We start from the raw sequence: 20,919 nt of genomic DNA, 5'->3' as shown, positions 1-20,919 counted from the left end.
ATGGCGTTTCGGCTGGCTCCAACCGCGGCGTCGGAGGGGTTCCGGCTCGAGGCGCATGACAGCGTCGGCTCCACCAACGCGCTGGCGCTGGAACACGCGCGCGCCGGCGATCCCGGCAAGCTCTGGGTCGTGTCGAAGAAGCAGGAGAGCGGTCGCGGCCGGCGTGGCCGCGCCTGGGCGACGCCGGAAGGCAATCTTGCGGCGACATTGCTCGTGGTTCCGGGCGGCGAGCTTCGGCTGGCCGCGACGCTTGGCTTCGTCGCGGGGCTGGCGCTGGCCGACGCGCTCGATGCCGTCGTGCCGAAGGGCCGGATCGCGGTCGCCTTGGATGGCGCTAGCCAGGGTCGCAACCGCTTCGAGCTGAAATGGCCTAACGACGTGCTGGCTTCGGGCGCCAAGCTTGCCGGCATCCTGCTGGAATCGGCGATGCTCGAGGGCAGCCGTTTCGCCGTCGCCATCGGCATCGGCGTCAATGTCGTGGCTTATCCCGAGGACTTGCCTTATCCAGCGACCTCGCTGAGCGCGCTCGGCGCCGATTGCGACGCCGAAACGCTGTTCCTGGCGCTTTCGGACGCCTGGAGCGAGAATGCCCGGATCTGGGATGACGGGCGCGGGCTCGATGCCATCCGGAAGCGCTGGCTTGCCCGCGCGGCGGGGCTTGGCGGCGAGGTTGCTGTCAGAATTGACGGCAATGTGGTGCGCGGCGTCTTCGAAACCATTGACGAGGACTGCCGTTTCGTGATCCGCGACAATGAAGGATCGGTTTTGACGATCGCGGCCGGCGACGTGCATTTCGGCGCGGTCGCCTCGGCCAGGGCATAGTTTTTGTTCTTGCGCAATTCCGGACGGAAAATCCTGATACGCTTTTCCCGGAATTGTTCTAACGGCTTGGCCGAAGCGGCCAGGAAGGAAAGGATTCATGGCGAATAAGGAAAACGCCGAGCTCGTTTTCGCGCCGCTGGGCGGCGTCGGCGAGATCGGCATGAATTTCGCCCTTTACGGCTATGGGCCGGCGGATGCGCGCGAATGGATCGTCGTCGATGTCGGCGTCACCTTTCCGGACTCGGCACATCCGGGCGTCGATCTCATCCTGCCCGATACGCGCTTCATCGAGGAGAACATCGACGGCTTGCGCGGCATCGTCATCACCCACGCGCATGAGGACCATTACGGCGCGCTGCTCGATATTTGGCCGAGGCTCAAAGCGCCGGTTTGGATGACGCCGTTCACCGCAGGCTTGCTGGAAGCCAAGCGGCAGGGCGAGCAGAACGCTCCGAAGATTCCGGCGTCGATCTACCGGGCCGGCGAGAAATTCACCATCGGACCTTTCGAGATCGAGGCCATTCCGGTGGCGCACTCGATTCCCGAGCCGATGTCGCTGGCGATCACCACGCCGGCCGGCACCGTCATCCATACCGGCGACTGGAAGATCGACCCCGAGCCGACGATCGGTCCGAAGACCGACGAGGCGCGGTTCCGCACCTATGGCGACAAGGGCGTGCTGGCGCTGATCTGCGATTCCACCAACGCGTTGAGGGAAGGGGAGTCGCCGTCGGAAGTGGCGGTGGGCGAAGGCCTGAAGGGCGTCATCGAGAAGGCCAAGGGCCGCGTCGCGGTCACCACTTTCTCCTCCAATGTCGGGCGCATCGTCTCGATAGCGCGCGCGGCGCGCGATGCCGGCCGACAGTGCCTGGTGCTCGGCCGCTCGCTGAAGCGCGTCATCGATGTGGCGGGCGAGCTCGGCTATATGGATGGCCTGCCGGAGTTCATCGCCGAGGAAGACTATGGCTATATCCCGCGCGAGAACCTGGTGATCATCTGCACCGGCAGCCAGGGCGAGCCGCTCGCCGCGCTTGCAAAGATGTCGCGCGACGAGATGAAGTCGGTGGCGCTGACGGCCGGCGACACGGTGGTGTTTTCCTCGCGCACCATTCCCGGCAACGAGAAGGCGATCCTCGAGATCAAGAACCGGCTGATCGACCTCGGCATGAAGATCATCGAGGACGGCGACGCGCTGGTGCATGTGTCGGGCCACCCGCGCCGCAGCGAATTGCGCAAGATGTATGAATGGGTGCGGCCGCAGATCGGCGTTCCGGTGCATGGCGAGGCGGCGCATCTGGTGGCGCAGGGCTCGCTGATGTCGATGTCGGGCATCGGCCAGGTGGCGCAGGTGCGCGACGGCGACATGCTGAGGCTCTGGCCCGGCCCGGCGACGATCATCGACCAGCTGCCGTTCGGCCGGCTGTACAAGGACGGGTTCTTGATCGGCACCGACCAGGCGATGGGCATACGCGACCGCCGAAAGCTCTCCTTCGCCGGTCATGTCGCGGTCAATGTCGTGCTCGACGACAAATATGAGCTTGCCGGCGACCCCGACCTGGTGGCGATCGGCGTGGCCGAGGCGGATGCCAGCGGCGAAACGCTGGAAGACCTGATGCTCGATGCGGCAATCGGCGCCGTGGACTCCATTCCGCGCCAGCGCCGAAAAGACCTCGACCTGGTACAGGAAGCAGTGCGTCGCGCCGTGCGCGCCGCCGCCAACGAAGCCTGGGGCAAGAAGCCGCTGGTGACGGTGTTTGTTACGCGGTGAATGGTGAGTGGTGAGTAGTGAGTGAGTAGTGAGTAGTGAGTAGTGAAATCCGCTGTTCGGTGCGCCAGGCAACCATTCACCATTCACCATTCACTACTGACTACTCACTACTCACTGCACTTTGGAGCCCATTATGCTTGGACGCCTGAACCATGTCGCCCTTGCCGTGCCGGATCTCGCCGCGGCGACAGCCGCCTATCGCGATACGCTGGGCGCGCGATTGAGCGCGCCGCAGGCGCTGCCGGAGCATGGCGTGACGGTGGTGTTCGTCGATGTCGGCAACACCAAGATCGAGCTGCTGGAGCCGCTGGGTGAAGCTTCGCCGATCGCGGCTTTCCTGGAGAAGAATCCTTCAGGCGGCATGCATCATGTCTGCTACGAGGTCGACGATATCCTGGCTGCCCGCGATCATCTGAAGGCGAGCGGCGCGCGCGTGCTGGGCGACGGCAACCCGAAGACCGGCGCGCATGGCAAGCCGGTGCTGTTCCTGCATCCCAAGGATTTCTTCGGCACGCTCGTCGAACTGGAGCAGGCATGAACTGGGTGCTGCTCGTCGCGCTTTTCTTCGTCACCTGGTGGCTGGCGCTGTTCATCGTTCTGCCGTTCAGCCTGCGCACGCAGGACGACGACAAGGATGTCACGCTTGGCACGGTTTCCAGCGCGCCGCGCGGGCCGCATATGCTGCGCGCCTTCCTGCGCGCGACGCTCGTGACGGTGGTCGTGATGGGCACTTTCTACGGCCTGACGATGGGGCTGGGGTTCAGCTTCGACGACATCATGCGGATCATGCCGGACTTTAGTCCGAATACCCATCACTGACGCTGAAGACACAGTCTCCGCAAGTATTGAGCAGCATACGCGCGCGAAGGTTGAAATCGGAAGCCGGCTTCCGATTTTGGTGATTATCCGTGGCTGACGCTATCTGGCAGCTGGCTGTGCTAAGCAGATGATTGCACAAAAAAAATGCAAGGCACGAGGCCTTGCAATTTAAACGCGTCCGATCCGTTTCCGGTGTCCGGCGGCAGCGAGTTACCGCGCCTAGATCGCATCCTCCCAAGACTTTGACCGCGTAGGAGAGCAGATTTTTCTCCGCCCTCTCGGTTATCGGCGCACACTAGACCAAGGCAGGTGAAAATGTCACGAAGAATTTTGCCCGGAAACGGGCAATATCGTGCTGCACTGCACAATAGTGCGGCAGGGCTTGCTTGTGAATCGATCAAATAGCCATTTGAGGCACTTTACCGCCAAAAATCCCTTTTTTGGTAGGGCGCAGAAGGCCCGACACTTTGAGGCACTCGGGTTTCAATTCGGCCATGAAATGGCTATGAAGCCCGGGCAAGCAGCCTAAGGCGCGCCGATTCCCGCGCCGCCATCTTCATTCACGGACCAGTCCATGCGTTTGTCGCGCTATTTCCTGCCCATTCTCAAAGAAAATCCCCGCGAGGCCGAAATCGTCTCGCACCGGCTGATGCTGCGCGCCGGCATGATCCGCCAGCAGGGACAGGGCAGCTTTTCGTGGCTGCCATTGGGCAAGCGCGTGCTGGACAAGGTTTGCCAGATCATCCGCGAGGAGCAGAACCGCGCCGGCGCGCTGGAAATCCTGATGCCGACCATCCAGTCGGCGGATCTGTGGCGGGAAAGCGGCCGCTACAACGACTACGGCAAGGAGATGCTGCGCATCAAGGATCGTCAGGACCGCGACATGCTCTACGGTCCGACCAACGAAGAGATGGTCACCGAGATCTTTCGCGCCTACGTCAAGTCCTACAAGGACCTGCCGCTCAATCTCTACCACATCCAGTGGAAGTTCCGCGACGAGGTGCGGCCGCGCTTCGGCGTCATGCGCAGCAGAGAGTTCCTGATGAAGGACGCTTATTCCTTCGACCTCGATTTCGAGGGCGCCAAGGCCGCCTACAACCGCATGTTCGTCTCCTATCTCAGAACCTTCACACGCATGGGCCTGCAGGCCATCCCGATGCGCGCCGACACCGGCCCGATCGGCGGCGACCTCAGCCACGAGTTCATCATCCTGGCCGAGACCGGCGAGAGCCAGGTGTTCTGCGACCGCGCCTATCTCTCGCTAGACGTGCCGGGCGCGAACACCAACTTCGCCGACGATGCCGAGATCGGCGGCATCGTGCAGAAATGGACGACGCCTTACGCGGCCACCGACGAAATGCATGACGAGGCAGCCTGGGAGAAAGTCGCCGAAGGCGACCGGCTCTCGGCGCGCGGCATCGAGGTCGGCCACATCTTCCATTTCGGCGAGAAGTATTCCAAGCCGATGAACGCCAAGGTGACCGGGCCCGACGGTAAGGACCATTACGCCTCGGGCGGCTCCTACGGCATCGGTCCGTCGCGGCTGGTCGCGGCGATCATCGAGGCGAGCCATGACGAGAACGGCATCATCTGGCCGGAAGCGGTGGCGCCCTTCGACATCGGCCTGATCAACATGAAGGTCGGCGACGGCGAATGCGACCGCGTCTGCGACGATCTCTATGGGGCGCTGACTTCGGCCGGCAAGGACGTGCTCTATGACGATACCGACCAGCGGCCGGGCGGCAAGTTCGCCACCGCCGACCTGATCGGACTGCCGTGGCAGGTGATCGTCGGTCCGCGCGGCGTGGCGGCGGGCGAGGTCGAGATCAAGAACCGCAAGTCGGGCGAGCGCGAGACGCTGCCGATCGCCGAGGCCAAGAAGCGCCTGGGTATCGCCGCATGAGCGAGGCGGCGACAGCGGCCAGGTCAGGGGCGGGCGCCTTTTCCGGGTTCGAGCGCATGGTGGCTTGGCGCTATCTGCGCTCGCGGCGCAAGGAAACGGTGATCTCCGTCATCGCCTCGATCTCCTTCCTCGGCATCATGCTCGGCGTCGCGACGCTGATCGTCGTCATGGCGGTGATGAACGGTTTTCGCGCCGAGCTGCTGACGCGGATCCTCGGCGTCAACGGCCATCTCATCGTGCAGCCGCTCGATTCGCCGCTGGAGGATTACGCTGAGGTAGCGAGCCGCATCAACGGTGTGTCGGGTGTCAAATACGCCATTCCGCTGATCGATGGCCAGGTGCTGGCGCAAGGCAATGTCGGCGGCGGCACGGGCGCCCTGGTGCGCGGCATCCGCGGCGAAGACCTCAGCAAGATTTCGATCGTTTCCAGCAACATCAAGCAGGGCACGCTCGACGGTTTCGACACCGGTGAGGGCGTGGCGATCGGCAAGCGCATGGCGGAAAGCCTCGGGCTGGTGCTCGGCGACACCATCACGCTGATCTCACCGGACGGCGACGTGACGCCGCTCGGCACCACACCGCGCATGAAGGGCTACAAGGTGGCGGCGATCTTCGAGGTCGGCATGTCGGAATATGACAGCTCGATCGTCTACATGCCGTTCTCGGAAGCGCAGCTCTATTTCAACATGGACGGGCGCGCGCAGACCATCGAGATCTATGTCGACAATCCGGATAATGTCGATGCGCTGAAGCCGCTGGTCGAGCAGGCGGCGCAGCGGCCGGTCGACCTCGTCGACTGGCGCCAGCGCAACGAGACCTTCTTCTCGGCGTTGCAGGTCGAGCGCAACGTCATGTTCATGATCCTCACGCTGATCGTGCTGGTGGCGGCGCTCAACATCATTTCCGGCCTCATCATGCTGGTGAAGGACAAAGGGCACGACATCGCCATCCTGCGCACGATGGGCGCCTCGCGCGGCGCGATCCTGCGCATCTTTCTGATGACCGGGGCGGCGATCGGCGTCACCGGCACGATCGCCGGCGTGCTGCTCGGCGTAGTCATCTGCATCAACATCGAATCGATCCGCCAGTTCTTCTCCTGGATGACCGGCCGGATCCTGTTCAACCCGGAGCTCTATTTCCTCAGCCAGCTGCCGGCGAAGATGGACCCGCGCGAGACGACCTATGTCGTCATCATGGCGCTGGGCCTGTCCTTCATTGCGACGGTGTTTCCGGCCTGGCGGGCCGCCCGGCTCGATCCGGTCGAAGCCTTGAGGTACGAGTGATGGCCGAGGCCATTATCGAGTTGAAGGGCGTCGAGCGGCATTATGTCCAGGGGCCGCGCAAGCTCACCATTCTGAACGGCGCCGATTTTTCGCTCAGGCGCGGTGAGATGGTGGCGCTGGTGGCGCCATCGGGTTCCGGCAAGTCGACCTTGCTGCATACGGCGGGACTGCTGGAACGCCCGGACGCGGGCGACGTGATCCTTGGCGGGCGCGCCTGTGGCCGGCTCTCCGACGAAGAGCGAACCGCGATCCGGCGCAACGATATCGGCTTCGTCTACCAATTCCATCATCTGCTGCCGGAATTCTCCGCGCTCGAGAACATCATGATGCCGCAGCTGATCAAGGGACTGTCTCCCAAGGAGGCGTCGGAGCGGGCGGCACAGCTTCTCGACTACATGCAGATCGGCAAGCGCGCGCAGCACCGGCCGGCCGAGCTTTCCGGCGGCGAGCAGCAGCGTGTCGCCATCGCCCGCGCGGTCGCCAATGCGCCGCTGGTGCTCCTGGCCGACGAGCCGACCGGCAATCTCGATCCGACGACCGCCTCCTATGTGTTCGACGCGCTGGAGGCGCTGGTCCGGCAATCGGGGCTGGCGGCGCTGATCGTCACGCACAACCACGAGCTGGCCTCGCGCATGGACCGGCGGGTGACGCTGGCCGAGGGCAAGGTCGTGCCTCTCTGAGGCTGTGCCGGTATTCAGGTGAGGCCGGCCTGCAAACGCAGGTTTCCTGCGCTTCCGGTGCTCACGTACCTGAAGTACGCTCCGCTCCGGTTCTCGAAAACCTGCGTTTTCGACTCGGCCTGACCTGAATCTCGGCACACCCTGGCCGCTGCGCCAACGATAATTTGCCTAGCCGCTGCAGGTATTTGGCAGCTGTATGTCCGCGCCCGCTAACCTTTCCTTAACCGTGCCCGAACGGGCCGCCCGGATTCGCTCCGGCGGGCCATTGGCGGTCGTTGACATTCGAACAAAATTAGAACAAATTACGAACATACTAACAACGGAGAGAGTTATGTCTGATCTGGTTCAGGATGTCGTCTCGCTGGTTTGCATGAGCACCTTTCTCGTTTCCATGGCGATCTGGATCGGCGCCATGTGATCAGGCGGCTTCGCCGTCGCTGTTTCGGGCGGGCAAGGGCCCGCCCTTTGCGGGCCGAGCAAGACCCCGCCCGTTTGAGACCGGCAAAGGCCTGCTGGGATGGGCAAGAGGCCACTGGGACGGGCAAGGGACCGCCCATTATTGTTAAGTCTTTCTTGGCCACGCACCGTTAGGCTCCTCCCTTAAGTTAGGGAGCGGCTTCAGTGTCGGTCATCGTCACGGTCACCCTCGTGGCCTGCAATCTCGGACTGATCTTTCTTTTGATGACCGTGCCGCTCGGGCTGCGCACGGTGACGGTCAGCCGCGTCATCAAGGCCGACCGCAATCGCCTCTGGCAGGCGCTGTGGCCGTTCGGCAGAGATGCCGGCTGGTCCGGCGAAATCCTTTCCGCCGAGCCGCTCGACCAAGAGGGGACGGCGCTGATCAGATTGTCCTGGGATGGCCGGGACGGCCGGCCGATCGAACGCAAGGCGCGGTTCGAGGACGTCTGCGAGGGCACCCGCTTCTCGATGACCGTCATCGAGGATACGGCGCTCGATCCGTCGTTCTGGGCGAACTATCGCGAGACCGTCGCGCTTGTACCAGAGGGCGATGCCACGCGGGTCACGCTGACCCAGACCGACCGCTATCGCGGCGTCGCCTTCCTGGTCTTCCGCTTCTTCGCCATGCGCCGCGAGCTCACCAAGCTCGATGTCTGGGCGGCAACCGGCACCTATCGCAAGGGCGGCTGGTTCGAGCATCCGCTGAGCCAAATCGGCTTCGCCGTGCTCTCGGCGCTGATCCTGTGGCCCTTCTTCGGCCTCAATATCGGCGGCCTGGCCCTGGCCGCGATCCTGACCTCGGTGGTCGCCCTGCACGAGCTTGGCCATATGGCCGCCTTTCGGCTGACGGGGCATCGCCGGGCGCGGATGATCTTCATACCGCTGCTTGGCGGCATTGCCATCGGCGGCAGGCCTTATGACAGCCGCTTCGAGGTGGCCTTCGTGGCGCTGATGGGCGCCGGCTTCTCGGCTTTCCTGGTGCCGGTGCTGATCGCCGCCAGCGGCCTCGCCGTCAGCGAAGGACATCGCCTGGCCGCGGCGCTTTTGGCCACGCTTGCTGGCTGCGCGTCGCTGTTCAACATCGCCAATCTGGTGCCGGTGTGGAAATTCGACGGCGGTCAGGTGCTGCGCCAGATCTGCCCCGGCCCGGCAGCGCTCGCGCTGGCGTCCTTCCTGCTCTTGTCGGCGCTTCTCGCGCTCGGCTGGCGGGCCGGTTTCTCGCCGAGCTTCCTGTTGATCGCCGGCGCGGTGTTCTCGATCCTCAGCCTCATCACCATGGGCAGCGGCGTCAAGCCGCGCCACGAGTTGAAGCCTATCAAGACCTTCGACCGGCTAGCCATGGCCGGCGCGCTGCTCGCCGTCTTTGCCATCCATGGCTACGGTATGCTGTGGGCGTCAGCCCAGCTGATGTAGCGCGGCTTAGCCTGCCTGGCGGGCAAAGTCGGCAGCAGGTGCGGCTGCGGGACCAAACACCTCCCCAAAGGCTGATTTCAGCGCCAGGTCGAGATCGGCCATGGTGACCGGCAGCCCGAGATCGACCAGGCTGGTCACGCCATGGTCCGAGACGCCGCAAGGCACGATGCCGTCGAAATGGCTGAGGTCCGGCTCTACATTGATGGCGATGCCGTGAAAGCTCACCCAGCGGCGCAGCCGGATGCCTATCGCCGCGATCTTGTCCTCGGCGGCTAAGCCGTCCGGCAGGGCAGGGCGGTCCGGCCGCACCACCCAGACGCCGACGCGGTCCTCGCGCCGCTCGCCGCGCACATTGAAGGCGGCGAGCGTGGCGATGATCCATTGCTCCAGTGCCGCGACGAAGGCGCGCACATCCTCGCGCCGGCGCTTGAGGTCGAGCATGACATAGGCAACGCGCTGTCCCGGACCGTGATAGGTGTATTCGCCGCCGCGGCCCGCGGCAAAGACCGGGAAGCGGTCGGGATCGATCAGGTCTTCGCTGCGGGCGCTGGTTCCGGCGGTGTAGAGCGGCGGGTGCTCGACCAGCCAGACCATCTCGCCGGCAGCACCGCTGCGGATCGCCTCTGCGCGCGCCTCCATGAAGGCAAGCGCATCCGGATAGGCGGTCAATCCGGGCTCGATCACCCATTCGACCGGCGCCGAACCGGGAAGAGGCAGGAACGACGTGGCGAACTGGCTGCGTTCTGTCATGGATGTTCGATCTCGATATGCATGCCGCAATCCCAAAAAACCGCGTTGCACTTTTGGGCGGCATGCATTGGCGCTTATATGGCGGCAATCAGCCGAAACGTCCAGTTCCGGTAGTGCGATACCAGCTCCGCAAAGGGTTGTGCAAATCAGCGACGATTATTCCGCATGGCGCACTTGTTTCGCCGGAAACGATTTGCTACAGGCCCCGGGCCGGACGGTTCCGGCTCCTACCACGTGCGGTCGTGGCGGAATTGGTAGACGCGCAGCGTTGAGGTCGCTGTGGGGCAACCCGTGGAAGTTCGAGTCTTCTCGACCGCACCATTTTCCTCCAAAGACGTTACTTGGATGACCTCGCACGCGAGCGGGCGGTCGGCGCGTCGTCTGTGTCCTGCGGGCCAAAACAGAAGCGGCGCCAAGTCCTGAGGACTGCGCCGCTGCTTTAAGTTTTCCAGTCGGTTACTGATCAAAAGCGCCGAGCCCTAGCCCGTCCAGCCCAGTCCAGCCGAGATGCAGTTGATCGATACAAGCAAGGCGTCGGTCGCCCGCTTCCGATCCGCCGGGCCGCTGCTTGCCCGAACCTCACCCAGCAGGTCGACCTGCAGGCGGTGGATGTCGTCCATCTGCCGGCGCAGATTGTCGAAACGCCGCTTGAACATCGGGAAGCGCGCGGAAAGGTCACCTCCGGTGAGGTCGCCGATCAGGCGTCGCGTCAGCTCATATTCGGCGGCGATGCGGGCATGGATTCGGCTGGCAGCGTCGCTGTCAGACACCAGGCCGGCATAGAGCCCGGCGATCTCCATGTCCGACTGGTAAAGCGTCTTTTCGGCCTCGTCGACGATCAGGCGGAAGAAGCGCGAATGCTCGAACATGCGGGCGAGAAGCTCGCGTCCGGCCTCGCCGCGCACCGTGACGAAGGCGCTGAGCGCACTGCCGATGCCGTACCAGCCGGTCAGCAGGTGACGGTTCTGGCTCCAGGCGAACACCCACGGAATGGCGCGCAAGTCGGCAATGCCGCTGGCGCCGAAACGACGGTCCGGCCGGGAGCCCATCTTCAAGAGCGCCAGTTCGGCGACCGGGCTCGCCTGGTTGAAATAATCGAGGAAGCCGGGCTCGGCCATCAACCCGGCATAGGATGCCTGCGACATGCCGGCCAGCGCTTCCAGCGCTTCGTCGAACTCCGGCGATTCCTTTGTCCCAGTATCGCCGGTCGATCGGACACCGTGCGCCAGCACCGCGGCGGCGAGAACCTCGAGCTGATTGAGGCCGGTGCCGCGATTGGCGAATTTCGACGACACGACCTCGCCCTGCTCGGTCACCCGCATGGTTCCGGCGACAGTGCCCTGCGGCTGCGCCGCGATCGCGCGGCCGGTCGGCGCCCCGCCACGGCTGACGGAGCCGCCGCGACCGTGAAAGAAGCTGATCCTGATGCTGTGCTTGCGGCCGATGGCGGCGAGGCGCTTTTGCGCCTTTGCCAGTTCCCAATTGGAAGCGAGGAAGCCGCCGTCCTTGTTGGAATCGGAATAGCCAAGCATGATTTCCTGGCGCGCGCCGAAATCGCGCACCGTGCGCCGCACCAGCGAAACGCCGAGCAGTCCGCTCAGGATGGCAGGGGCGGCCTGCAGGTCGGCGATGGTCTCGAACAACGGCACGATCCGCAGCCTGATCGTGCCGCCACTGCCGGGCGCGGTCGATAGGCCGCAATATTGCGCCAGCAGGTAGACCGCGAGCAGATCGTCGGCCGAGCGGGTCATGCTGAGCACGAAGGAGCCGATCGCGTTGGCATCAGAGCCCGAGATTTGCCTGGCGATAACCGAGAATGTCGAAAGCAGTTCGGCTGCTTCCGGCGAGAGCCGTCCTTCATCGATCTGCAGCCGCTCACCTTGGGTGAGCGCAGCGCGAATGCGCGCCGACCATTGCGGCGTGCCAGGGACGACGGGATCGGCCGGATCCGTCAGCGCAAACACCTCGGCCAGCACCCGGTTGACGACCGTGGAGTTCTGCCGGATGTCGAGCGAGACGGTGCGAAAACCAAAACTTCCGACCTGCCAAAGCAGTGGCTGGACGAAGCGCCTGGCCACGGCGCGTCCGCCGATCCCTTCGAGAACCGAGCACAGGGCGCTCAGATCGGCGCGAAACGCATCCGCCGAGAGGTAGGCCGCCTTGCTGCCGTCGCGCGTGGCGACCAGCCGGGCAAACAGGGCCGAAGCGAATTGGCGCAGCGGTTCGTCGGGGTTGCGCGCGGCGATCTCTTGCGCATCGCCGCTCTTCTCAAGCGCGGTTTGCAGCACCGGCTTGAAGCTCGCCGGCAGCTCGATGATGTTCGAGCTGGCGCTGAGCACCGACACCAGCCGCTGCACCTGCGCCAGGTACCAGCCGATGGCGGTGTCGCGGTATTCGGCCATGGCGTGAGCGGTGACTTCGGCCGTCACATTCGGGTTGCCGTCGCGGTCGCCGCCGATCCACGAGGCATAGCGCATCAAGGAGGGAATCCTGATCGGCTCGCCCGGATAGTGGCGTTCGAAGGCGTCCTGAAGCTTGCCATAGAGCTGCGGCGTTGCCTCGAAGATGACTTCGCGGAAGAAATGCAGGCCCCAGGCGATCTCGCGCTCGACCGTCGGGCGCTCCAGCCGCAACTCGCCGGTCATCCATAGAAGCTCGATCTCGCTTTCCAGGTCGGCGACCAGGAGGTCGCGTTCGCGCGGCGCCCAGCGCGGCTGGTCGAGCTCGGTCAGCTTGCGATAGATGCGGCGATGGATCTCCAGCACGGTGACGCGCTTGGCTTCGGTCGGATGCGCGGTCATGGTCGGGCCGATGCAAAGCTGGTCGAGCGCCGCCTGGGCTTCCGCCGCCGAGTGGCCGTTGACCGCCATCTCAGCGATGACGCTGGCGAACGACCCGGGCACGTCGTTGACGCCCGCGCCCTGTTCGAGTTCGCGCCGCGCCCGCATGGCCATCAGTTCATCGGCAATCGTCAGCAACTGGAACCAGACGCCGCTCGCCTGAAGCGCCGGGATGCGCTGTTCCGGGGCGAGGGAGACAAGCGACCTGCGTCCGCTCAGGACCGCGGCGATCTCGGGCTCGCGCGCGCTTGCGACCTGGAGCAGCAGGCGCAACAGCAGGCTGCGCTCGTCCTCGCGAAATTTTATGCGTTTGCTCTGTTCCAAAGCCGCTGTCCGGATAGAAATTGCTGCGCAGCTTGCCTCGAATTGCCGCAAGGCGAGCCGCTCGGGTGCCGGCGATCGCGAAGATCGCCGGCCGGCTTCACATGCCGCTTTCCGCGACTTTCGCCTGGCCGACTGTCACGCCGCCTTCTTCGTTCGCGCCAGCGTATCCGCCACCACTTCGCCGAAGGAGGCGGGAGTCGGCACGATGACGACGCCGGCTTCCTTGAGGATCTCGACCTTTTCCTGAGCCGACTCGCCGAAGGCGGATATGATGGCGCCGGCGTGGCCCATGCGGCGGCCTTTCGGCGCCGAAAGCCCGGCGATGTAGGCAATGAGCGGCTTGCGCATGTTGTCGCGCGCCCAGATCGCGGCTTCGGCCTCCTGCGGGCCGCCGATCTCGCCGATCATCACCACGGCGTCGGTGTCGTCGTCGCGCTCGAAGAGCTGCAGGATGTCCTTGAAGGACGAGCCGTTGATCGGGTCGCCGCCGATGCCGACGCTGGTCGACACACCGATGCCCAGCGCCTTCATCTGCGAGGCGGCCTCATAGCCCAGCGTGCCGGACCGGCCAACAATGCCGACGCGTCCCGGCAGATAGATGCTGCCCGGCATGATGCCCATCAGCGCCTGTCCAGGCGTGATGACGCCGGCGCAGTTCGGCCCGACCAGGCGCATGCGGTCCTCGAAGCGGTAGCGGCGCATGTAGCGCTTCACCTGCATCATGTCCTGCGAAGGGATGCCGTCGGTGATGCAGACGCACAGCTTGATGCCGGCATCCGCCGCCTCCATGATCGAATCGGCGGCGAAGGGCGGCGGCACGAAGACGATGCTCGCCTCGGCGCGGGTCTCGCGCACCGCGCCCTTGACAGTGTTGAAGACCGGCAGGCCGAGATGCGTCTGGCCGCCCTTGCCGGGGGTGACGCCGCCTACCAGCTTGGTGCCGTAGCGCTTCATATCTTCGGCATGGAAGCTGCCGATCTTGCCGGTGAAGCCTTGCACGATCACGCGCGTGCTGCGGTTGAGCAGGATTGCCATTTCTCGACCTCCCTCAGGCTGCTTTCTTGTTCTTGGTGGCTTCGCGCCAGGCGGCGACGGCCTTTTCGGCGGCTTCGGCCAGCGTGTCGGCAACGATCACCGCCTCGCCGGAATCGGCCAGGATCTTGCGACCTTCCTCCACCTTGGTGCCGGACAGGCGGACTACCAGCGGCACGTCGACGCCAACCTCGCGGATCGCCTTGATGACGCCTTCGGCCACCCAGTCGCAGCGGTTGATGCCGGCGAAGATGTTGACGAGGATCGTCTCGACATTCTTGTCGCCGAGAACCGCGCGGAAGGATTTTGCCACGCGCTCGGGCGAGGCGCCGCCGCCGATGTCGAGGAAGTTGGCCGGCTCGCCGCCGGCGATCTTGATCATGTCCATCGTTGCCATGGCCAGACCGGCGCCGTTAATGATGCAGCCGATATTGCCGTCCAGGCCGACATAGGAGAGGCCGCGGTCGCTGGCAAAAGTCTCGCGCGGGTCTTCCTGGCTCTTGTCGCGCAGCTCGGAGATTTCCGGGCGGCGGAACAGCGCGTTCTCGTCGAACGACATTTTCGCGTCGAGCGCGACCAGGCTGCCGTCACGCGTCACCACCAGCGGATTGATCTCCAGCATGGAGGCGTCGTAGTCGCGGAACACCTGGTAGCAGCCGAGGATGGTTTCGGTCGCCTTGCCGATCAGGTTGCTCTCGAGCCCGAGGCCGAAGGCGATCTCGCGCGCCTGGAAACCCTGCATGCCGACACCGGGATCGACGGTGGCGCGGATGATCGAATCCGGCTTCTTCTCGGAGATATCTTCGATCTCCATCCCGCCGGCGGCCGAGGCCACGATCATGACGCGCTCTTCCTTACGGTCGAGCACGAAGCCGAGATAGAGCTCCTGCGCGATATCGACGGCTTCCTCCAGATAAAGCCGCGAGATCAGCTTGCCGCGCGGCCCGGTCTGGTGGGTCACCAGCTTGCGCCCGAGCATGGCTTCCGCCGCGTTGGAGATCTCCTCGTCATTCGAGCAGAGTTTTATCCCGCCGGCCTTGCCGCGCGCGCCGGAATGGACCTGCGCCTTCAACACCCATTTCGAGCCACCGATCTCCCTGGCACGGTACGTCGCCTGCTCGGGGCTGTAGGCGAGGCCGCCGCGCGGCACATGCACGCCGTGGCGGGCAAGCAGTTCCTTGGCCTGGTATTCGTGGATGTCCATCTTGTCCTCCCGGTAATTTTTCTACTGCGCGGCGTGAGCCTGGCCGGCGCGCTCGATCGCCTCGTTGACCACCAGCACGTTGCGCGCCATGCGCTCGGACGCGGCGTCGATCATCTTGCCGTCGAGCGCGGCTGCACCCTTGCCGGCCGCTTCCGCTTCCTTCAGCACCTCGAGAATGCGGCGGGCGCGGGTGACCTCCTTTTCCGGCGGCGAGAACACGTCGTTGGCCAACGCGATCTGCGAGGGATGGATCGCCCATTTGCCTTCGATGCCGAGCGCGGCGGCGCGCCTGGCGGCCGCCTTGTAGCCTTCCGGATCGGAGAAATCGCCGAACGGACCGTCGATGGCGCGCAGGCCATAGGCGCGGCAGGCGACCGTCATGCGCGACAGCGCGAAATGCCACTGGTCGCCAGGATAGTCGGGGTTCAACCCGCCGATGTTGACGGTGCGCGCCTTGTTGCTCGCGGCATAGTCGGCAACGCCGAAATGCATCGCTTCCAGTCTGCCGGGCGTGGCGGCGATCGCCTCGACATTGGCCATGCCGAGCGCCGTCTCGATCAGCGCTTCCAGTCCGACGCGGGTCTTGAAACCCTTGGCCATCTCGATCTGGTTGACCATGGCTTCGACCATGTAGAGGTCGGCCGGCACGCCGACCTTCGGCACCAGGATGGTGTCCAGCCTGTCGCCGGCCTGTTCCATGACGTCGACGACGTCGCGGTACATGTAATGGGTGTCGAGGCCGTTGATGCGCACCGAGACGGTCTTGCCCTTGGCGCGCCAGTCGATGTCGTTCAGCGCCTGGATGATGTTCTTGCGGGCGCGCTCCTTGTCGGGCGGCGCCACCGCGTCCTCGATGTCGAGGAAGACGAAGTCGGCGGCGCTGTTCGCGGCCTTGTCGATCATCTCCGGGCTGGAGCCGGGCACGGCGAGTTCGCTGCGCTGCAGTCTGAGCTTCTTCAGGTGGTTGATGGTGTGGCTCATGGTCCGCTCCTCACGCCGCCTTGGCGACCGGCATGTCGGCCGTGCGGCGGAAGTGCTCGATCGCCGCCGCCACGCCCGAGCCAGGCGCCAGCCGCACGCCGCAATCGAGCAGCGTCATTTCGGCGGCCGACAGCGAGGCCAGCACCATCACTTCGTTCAGCCAGCCGAGATGGCCGATGCGGAAGACCTTGCCGGCAACCTTGTTCAGCCCGCCGCCCAGCGACGTCTGGTAGGCGTTGTAGGCGCGCTTGACGACGTTGGCGCTGTCGATGCCTTCTGGCACCAGGATGGCGCTCACCGTATCGGAGTGCCATTGCGGCGCCTTGGCGCAAAGCTTCAAACCCCAGGCGTCGACCGCCTTGCGCACCCCTTCGGCGAGGCGATGGTGACGGGCGAAGATGTTTTCCAGCCCTTCCTCGGCAATCAGGTCGAGCGAGGCGCGCAGGCCGCGCAGCAGCTGCGTCGCCGGCGTGTAGGGGAAATAGCCGGCGTCGTTGGTGCGGATCATGTCCTCGAAGGAGAAGTAGCAGTGCCGGTGCGTGGCGACCCGCGAGGCTGCCAGCGCCTTCTGGCTGACCGACAGGAAGCCGAGACCGGCCGGCAGCATGAAGCCCTTCTGCGAGCCGCTGACGGCGCAGTCGACGCCCCATTCCTCCTGCCGGAAATCGATGGAGCCGATCGAGGAGACGCCGTCGACGAAAAGCAGCGCTGGGTGGTTTACCGCATCGAGGGCGGCGCGGCAGCCGGCGACATCGCTGGTGACGCCGGTCGCGGTCTCGTTCTGGGTGCAGAATACGGCCTTGATGCGGTGGGCCTTGTCGGCGCGAAGCTTCTCGGCATAGAGCTCGAGCGGAACGCCGGTGCCCCATTCGCAGTCGATGACGTCGACCTCGAAGCCGAGGCGTTCGGCCATGTCGACCCACAGATGCGAGAACTGGCCGAAGCGCGACATCAGCACCTTGTCGCCAGGGCTGAGCACATTCGTCATCGCCGCCTCCCAGGCGCCCGTACCGGAAGAGGGATAGATGAAGACGCGGCCGGTTTCGTTCTTGAAGACTCGTCTGATGTCGTCGAACAGCGGCAGCGTCAGGTTGGGGAAGGTGGAGGCGCGCATATCCTCCATCGGCAGGTTCAGGGCCTGCCGGACCTCTTCCGGGATGTTGGTAGGCCCCGGGATGAAGAGATGGGTGAACCCAGCCATGCGCGAAACTCCTCCGATCGTTGGGATTGTGGAGGAATTCTCGTTTTGAACAGGCTCGCCAACAACACCTTGCCGGGTAAGTTGTTGGCCCGTGCGGGTGGGATGGTCCTACCCGGTCGGCCTACCCGATAGGCCTACCCGACAGGCGATTTGGAGGTGCGGCGCTTCTCGCTGGAATAGAGCGCGACGGCCATGGCGCGGTTGCGCACGTCGAGCTTATCGTAGAGATTCTTCAGGTGGTACTTCACCGTGTTCTCGGAAATCCCGGTACGCGTGGCGATCTGCAAATTGGTCCAGCCGTCGGACAGCACCGCCAGCAACTCGCGCTCGCGCACCGTAAGCCGGGACAAAGGCGTGTCGTTGACCTTGTTGATGTCGATATAGGGGATGCAGATGCGGCCATGCGCGACCGCCAGGATCGTCTCGAAGATCACCGGCGGATCGTCGAACTGGAAGCAATACCCTTGAGCGCCGAGGCGCACGCATTGCTTCAGGATGCCGATGTCGTGGTCGTTGGAGAAAACGGTGATGCGCACCCCAAGCTGGCGGCTTTGAACTTCCGTCAGCACGTCGGCGCCATCCATGTCGGCGAGCTTCCAGCCGATGACGCCGACATCGAATTTCGTGGCAGCGGCCAGTTCCAGGAATTGCGCGCCGCTGTGCACGGCGCTGAGCAGATCGAAGCGGCCATCGCATTCCAGCATTTCACGCAGCGCCGAGACAACGAGCGGATTGCGTTCGGCAACGACCACGCGAACGCGCCGCTCGGTATTCACCTCGTTCGTCTTTGCGGACTTGATGTTCAAGGGCAGCGCTTGTCCTCGATCGGTTAGGGGATGCGCAGATCCTGCTGGATCGTGCATCATGACAATTCTGCCTCAACGGGGAAGGGGTGCTCTTTCCCCAGCGACATGCGCTGTCGCGTCGGCTGGAGGGATTGTCACAGCCGCGACATGGAGTAAGTCACCGACTCCGTGGCAAGATCGCCGCAATATTTCTTCGGCTATTCCGGGCTCTAGCGTGACATCTTCCCAAGACGAATCTTATTGCCGCGCTATCTGCCGCAAAGGTCTGGGATTTCTCCGAATGCGGTTTCCCGTTCTTGGAGTCATGCGCTAGACCTGATTTTGAACCCTTTCCGAATCCCTGTTGGCGGGAGGCGCTGGTGGAAGTCCAGGACCGAGAGACGACCGGCGCCGCGCCCGCCGAGGAGCACCACGCCGACATCTATGGCGAGGACGGCGCCGTGCGCGCCGCCTTCCTTGCCCAGATCGGCGCGGCGATCGCCGACCGCGACACGATCACGCTCAAGCGCGAAGTCGACGACCTGCACCAGTCGGAACTCGGGGACGTGCTGGAGGCGCTGCATCCCGAACAGCGCCGCGCGCTGGTGGAGTTGCTCGGCTCCGATTTCGATTTCTCCGCGCTGACCGAGGTCGACGAGGCGATCCGACTCGACATCGTCGACAACCTGCCCAACGCGCAGATCGCGCAGGCGGTGCAGGAGCTCGATTCCGACGACGCGGTCTACATCCTCGAGGACCTCGAGAAGGAAGACCAGGACGAGATCCTGTCGCAGCTGCCGTTCACCGAGCGGATCAGGTTGCGGCGCGCGCTGGACTATCCGGAAGAGACCGCCGGCCGGCGCATGCAGACCGAGTTTGTCGCCGTGCCGCCGTTCTGGACGATCGGCCAGACCATCGACTACATGCGCGAGGACAAGAACCTTCCCGATCGCTTCAGCCAGATCTTCGTCATCGATCCGAGCTTCAAGCTGCTCGGCGCCATCGACCTCGACCAGATCCTGCGCACCAAGCGCGCGGTCAAGGTCGAGGAGGTCATGCATGAAACTTTGCACGCGATCCCGGCCACGATGGACCAGGAAGAGGCGGCCCGCGAGTTCGAGCAATACAATCTGCTCTCCGCCGCCGTGGTCGACGAGAACGGGCGGCTGGTCGGCGTGCTGACCATCGACGACGTGGTCGACGTCATCCAGGAGGAGGCGGAAGAGGACCTTCTGCGCATGGGCGGCGTCGGCGACGAAGAACTGTCCGACAGCGTGCTCGCCACCTCGCGCTCGCGCGTGCCCTGGCTGCTGGTCAATCTGTTGACCGCTTTCCTCGCCGCCTCGGTGATCGGCCTGTTCGACCGCACGATCGAGCATATCGTGGCGCTTGCCGTGCTGATGCCGATCGTGGCCGGCATGGGCGGCAATGCCGGCTCGCAGACCATGACCGTGACCGTGCGCGCGCTGGCGACCAGGGACCTCGACATCTACAACGCCGCCCGCATCATCCGCCGGGAACTCGGCGTCGGCTTCATCAATGGTGTGGTGTTCGCGGTGCTGATCGGCATGGTCGCTGGCTTCTGGTTCCGCGACCCCAATCTGGGCGGCATCATTGCGGCGGCGATGATCATCAACATGTTCGCCGCCGCACTTGCCGGCATCCTGATCCCGTTGGTGCTCGACCGTTTTAAGATCGATCCGGCGGTGGCTTCCGCCGTCTTCGTCACCACGGTCACCGACTGCGTCGGCTTCTTCGCCTTTCTGGGGTTGGCGACATGGTGGTTTAGCGTGCCCTAGGACTGTCCATATTCAGGTGAGGCCGGCCTGCAAACGGCGGTTTCCTGCGCTTCCGGTGCTCACGTACTTCAAGTACGCTCCGCTCCGGTTCTCGGAAACCACCATTTTCGTCTCGGCCTGACCTGAATCTGGATAGTCCCCAGCGAGGCACCTCAATTGACTTTTACGTAAATGCCGTGCGAGGTTGCCCTGGGGTTAAGTGCCGATTCCGGCACGGAAGGGTCTGATCGGCGGGAAGGGCGACGCTCCGAGCGGCGGTGTCCGGACTTTGGGAGCGGGAATGCGGGAATATTATACGATCACCGAGCTGACACGCGAGTTCGACGTGTCGACACGGACGTTGCGTTTCTATGAGGATGAAGGGCTGGTGCAGCCCGTCAGGCGCGGCCGCACGCGGCTGTTTCGTCCATCCGATCGGCATCTCATCCGTCAGATCATGCGGGGAAAAAGGCTCGGTTTCTCGATCAACGAGATCCGCGAGATCATTCAGATGTACAAGGAGCCGCCCGGCGAGGTCGGCCAGCTCAAGCTGATGATCCGGCGTATCGAGGAAAAGCGCGAGGACCTGCGCCAGAAGCGGCGCGACCTGGAGGAAACACTGGCCGAGCTCGACCAGGCCGAGGAGTCCTGCGTGGAGCGGCTGGCTGAGCTGGGGGTGAATACGTAGCCATCAGTACTGGTGGCGGTTGGCTGGAGCCTCCTGAATTTCGTCATCCTAGGGCGGAGCAAGGAGCGCAGCGACGCGCGCAGACCCTAGGATCCATGCCGTGGCGCTAAGGCGTTGCAACGATTGCAGAATTCTGCGCTGTTGCGCTCTATGACGGATGTCACGGCATGGATCCTCGGGTCAAGCCCG

General features: G+C 64.3%; 17 protein-coding genes and 1 tRNA gene. 11 read left to right on the top strand and 7 right to left on the bottom strand.

All coding sequences use genetic code 11. The features are described 5' to 3' along the window. The 8 genes from CK230_RS02085 (at position 1) to CK230_RS02045 (ending at position 9,147) form a co-directional block, all read left to right on the top strand. Positions 1-822 carry a biotin--[acetyl-CoA-carboxylase] ligase gene (locus tag CK230_RS02085; RefSeq protein WP_095815527.1) on the top strand — a complete coding sequence of 274 codons (822 nt, stop codon included), beginning with the start codon at positions 1-3 and terminating at the stop codon, positions 820-822. Between the two features lie 97 nt (positions 823-919). Then, positions 920-2,590, top strand: coding sequence for a ribonuclease J (locus tag CK230_RS02080; protein ID WP_095815526.1), 1,671 nt, complete (start codon positions 920-922; stop codon positions 2,588-2,590). Between the two features lie 133 nt (positions 2,591-2,723). Beyond that, positions 2,724-3,128: a methylmalonyl-CoA epimerase gene (gene mce, locus CK230_RS02075; protein WP_095815525.1), complete on the top strand. Its 405-nt coding sequence runs from the start codon at positions 2,724-2,726 to the stop codon at positions 3,126-3,128. Next, complete coding sequence (locus CK230_RS02070; protein WP_095815524.1) at positions 3,125-3,409, top strand: DUF1467 family protein; 285 nt, start codon at positions 3,125-3,127, stop codon at positions 3,407-3,409. The genes mce and CK230_RS02070 overlap by 4 nt, the downstream gene beginning before the upstream one ends. A 574-nt stretch (positions 3,410-3,983) precedes the next feature. Further along, positions 3,984-5,312, top strand: a complete 1,329-nt coding sequence (gene proS, locus CK230_RS02065; RefSeq protein WP_095815523.1) for a proline--tRNA ligase — start codon at positions 3,984-3,986, stop codon at positions 5,310-5,312. Further along, positions 5,309-6,595, top strand: coding sequence for a lipoprotein-releasing ABC transporter permease subunit (locus CK230_RS02060; protein ID WP_095815522.1), 1,287 nt, complete (start codon positions 5,309-5,311; stop codon positions 6,593-6,595). Before proS ends, CK230_RS02060 begins: the two co-directional genes overlap by 4 nt. Further along, positions 6,592-7,275, top strand: coding sequence for an ABC transporter ATP-binding protein (locus tag CK230_RS02055; RefSeq protein WP_176479984.1), 684 nt, complete (start codon positions 6,592-6,594; stop codon positions 7,273-7,275). The genes CK230_RS02060 and CK230_RS02055 overlap by 4 nt, the downstream gene beginning before the upstream one ends. Before the next feature lie 621 nt (positions 7,276-7,896). Further along, entirely contained in the window at positions 7,897-9,147 is a 1,251-nt protein-coding gene (locus CK230_RS02045) for an SRPBCC family protein (protein WP_095815519.1), read from the top strand. Between the two features lie 6 nt (positions 9,148-9,153). Here the strand turns inward: CK230_RS02045 and lipB are convergent, their stop codons facing one another. Then, entirely contained in the window at positions 9,154-9,897 is a 744-nt protein-coding gene (lipB, locus tag CK230_RS02040) for a lipoyl(octanoyl) transferase LipB (RefSeq protein WP_095815518.1), read from the bottom strand. A gap of 236 nt (positions 9,898-10,133) precedes the next feature. On the opposite strand from lipB, the gene CK230_RS02035 reads away from it, so the two are divergent. Next, positions 10,134-10,218, top strand: a tRNA-Leu gene (locus CK230_RS02035). A gap of 158 nt (positions 10,219-10,376) precedes the next feature. On the opposite strand, the gene CK230_RS02030 is transcribed toward CK230_RS02035, so the two are convergent. From CK230_RS02030 to CK230_RS02005, 6 genes are all read right to left on the bottom strand, one after another. Next, complete coding sequence (locus tag CK230_RS02030; RefSeq protein ID WP_095815517.1) at positions 10,377-13,061, bottom strand: phosphoenolpyruvate carboxylase; 2,685 nt, start codon at positions 13,059-13,061, stop codon at positions 10,377-10,379. A gap of 135 nt (positions 13,062-13,196) precedes the next feature. Further along, positions 13,197-14,096 carry a succinate--CoA ligase subunit alpha gene (sucD, locus tag CK230_RS02025; RefSeq protein WP_095815516.1) on the bottom strand — a complete coding sequence of 300 codons (900 nt, stop codon included), beginning with the start codon at positions 14,094-14,096 and terminating at the stop codon, positions 13,197-13,199. 13 nt (positions 14,097-14,109) lie between these two features. Beyond that, the gene (locus CK230_RS02020) at positions 14,110-15,297 is read right to left on the bottom strand and encodes a malate--CoA ligase subunit beta (protein ID WP_095815515.1); all 1,188 of its coding nucleotides are present in this window, start codon (positions 15,295-15,297) and stop codon (positions 14,110-14,112) included. 21 nt (positions 15,298-15,318) lie between these two features. Then, the gene (locus tag CK230_RS02015; protein WP_095815514.1) at positions 15,319-16,278 is read right to left on the bottom strand and encodes a CoA ester lyase; all 960 of its coding nucleotides are present in this window, start codon (positions 16,276-16,278) and stop codon (positions 15,319-15,321) included. A gap of 10 nt (positions 16,279-16,288) precedes the next feature. Next, positions 16,289-17,479: an aminotransferase class V-fold PLP-dependent enzyme gene (locus CK230_RS02010; RefSeq protein WP_095815513.1), complete on the bottom strand. Its 1,191-nt coding sequence runs from the start codon at positions 17,477-17,479 to the stop codon at positions 16,289-16,291. Between the two features lie 134 nt (positions 17,480-17,613). Continuing rightward, entirely contained in the window at positions 17,614-18,285 is a 672-nt protein-coding gene (locus CK230_RS02005) for a response regulator transcription factor (RefSeq protein ID WP_245429793.1), read from the bottom strand. A gap of 359 nt (positions 18,286-18,644) precedes the next feature. Here CK230_RS02005 and mgtE point away from each other — a divergent pair, with 359 nt between their 5' ends. Then, a complete protein-coding gene (gene mgtE, locus CK230_RS02000; protein WP_095815512.1) occupies positions 18,645-20,063 on the top strand; it encodes a magnesium transporter in 1,419 nt (472 codons plus the stop codon). A 280-nt stretch (positions 20,064-20,343) separates the two neighbouring features. Further along, positions 20,344-20,730, top strand: coding sequence for a MerR family DNA-binding transcriptional regulator (locus CK230_RS01995; RefSeq protein WP_095815511.1), 387 nt, complete (start codon positions 20,344-20,346; stop codon positions 20,728-20,730). Positions 20,731-20,919 lie beyond the last annotated feature (189 nt).

Origin of the sequence: Mesorhizobium sp. WSM3859 (genome assembly GCF_002295065.1) — a bacterium.
In the GTDB taxonomy this organism is placed as follows: domain Bacteria; phylum Pseudomonadota; class Alphaproteobacteria; order Rhizobiales; family Rhizobiaceae; genus Mesorhizobium.
This window is presented reverse-complemented; position numbering and strand designations above follow the sequence as displayed.